The sequence below is a fragment of the Bacillus sp. V3-13 genome (assembly GCF_002860165.1).
GTDB lineage: Bacteria > Bacillota > Bacilli > Bacillales > Cytobacillaceae > Bacillus_BJ.
In genome coordinates this window covers 1-1,830 of the sequence record NZ_PGUZ01000043.1, presented here as the reverse complement: position 1 = coordinate 1,830, position 1,830 = coordinate 1, and the positions used below count along the sequence as shown (strand labels likewise).

The window sequence follows — 1,830 nt, the reverse complement described above, 5'->3', positions numbered from 1 at the left end:
CGTATTGTCAAAAATTAAATATATAAATCAAGCAAATACATTGATATCAGAGGGTTTATAAGCAAAAAACTTGCCACCCCCTAAATCTTACGGTTAATTGAGGTTACCAGACCACCAACAACCTAAGAAACGGAAGTGACAAGTTGTACTCTCAATTAATAATCTATTTGCTTGAATTTATCAAGTATCAAGATCAAATCATTCGCACATTACTGACTCTCCTCATCGGAAAAAGTATGTTCGATAAACCTACTGAAAAACCTGTGAATAAGCCTTATCAGAAACTTCAGGTGGACGAGCTTCCAATCATTGAAACTCTTCAAAAGTTTGATTATCGCAGGCTTCTCGACGAGTATAGGGAGAAGCATGGCAAACCCCTTAAGCCTGTACAGAGGCGTTCACATTCAAAAGTGATCGTCTCTAAATCCATAAATTGTCCAAGGTGTGCAGCTCCGTCCGATTATCTTTATGCCAATAATGGAGATAAAGGACAATATCAATGCAAGGTGTGTTCCTGTCTTTTTAATCAAAAGAATCATTATTCTAAAGAAGCTGTACTGAAATGTCCGCACTGCGCTAAAACATTAGAAAAGATTAAAGAAAGAAAAGATTTCCTGATCTTTAAGTGTAAAAACAACGACTGTCCCTATTACCAAAAGAAACAAAATGGATTGTCTCAAAAGGAGAAAAAACAGTTTAAGAAAGATCCTCAGTCATTCAAAATGCGCTACATTTTTCGTCAGTTTCACATCGATTATCAACCGTTAGCGAAGCGCTCACCCAAGAAACCAAAAGTGGATTTATCCAGGCTTTACGTGTCTCCTCATACACTGGGACTGATCTTGACCTATCATGTGAACTATGGACTGTCGGCCCGGAAAACAGCTGCACTCATGAAGGATGTTCATGGTCTAACGATCTCACACCAGAGTATACTGAATTACGAGAATAGCGTGGCTCTTATGCTTAAACCGTATGTGGATCATTATCCTTATGAGCTTTCTGATCAATTTTGCGGTGATGAAACCTACATCCGGGTAAATGGACGCTGGCATTATTTATTTTTCTTTTTTGATGCCGTAAAAAAGATCATTTTGTCTTATCCTGTGTCTCCTAATCGGGATACACAAGCCGCCATTCTGGCGATAGACGAGGTTCTACTCAAGATGAAAGAGATTCCTGAAGACCTCACCTTTGTAGTAGACGGCAATCCGATTTACCTTCTAGCCCAACATTTTTTTGCCCAGCACGACATTTCGTTTGATGTGAAGCAGGTCATTGGGCTGACGAACGAAGATCCAGTTTCCACGGAGTTCAGACCACTTAAACAAATCATTGAAAGACTGAACCGAACGTTCAAGGGCAATTATCGAGCCACACATGGCTTTGGATCTGAACAGGGTTCGGTTTCTTTCGTCACTCTGTTTGTGGCTTACTTTAACTTCTTGCGGCCGCATTCAGCCTTAGAAGGCAGAGTGCCTGTGCTGAATCCAGAATTACTTCAGCTACCAAATATGCCTGCACGATGGACCAAACTGATTGGTTTAGCTCAACAATGGATTCAAGACCAAACAGCCTAGCTTTTTTGTTTAGCAGAGCCCGAAACGAGCAATCGGCGGAGCGAACTCTTGACAAACCGAACTTGCCAATGGTTTAAAATGGAAACGCCAAGGGCTTATTTGGCATGCCTGCTTTTTGTCCCCTTCGCCCTTGATATCCTGAAGTCAAACCATTGGCGTGTTTGTCAAGAGCGTTTGCGGGGCTATCCATCTGTTTTGTGGCAGAACGGAACCCTCAAAGCCGAGTTTTCATAGAACTTTTTACACTACC

At 41.3% G+C, this 1,830-nt stretch carries 1 protein-coding gene; it reads left to right on the top strand.

Annotated features, from left to right (window positions below):
• Positions 1–143 precede the first annotated feature (143 nt).
• Positions 144–1,580, top strand: a complete 1,437-nt coding sequence (locus CU633_RS16190; RefSeq protein ID WP_101661632.1) for a DDE-type integrase/transposase/recombinase — start codon at positions 144–146, stop codon at positions 1,578–1,580.
• The last annotated feature ends 250 nt before the right edge of the window (positions 1,581–1,830 follow it).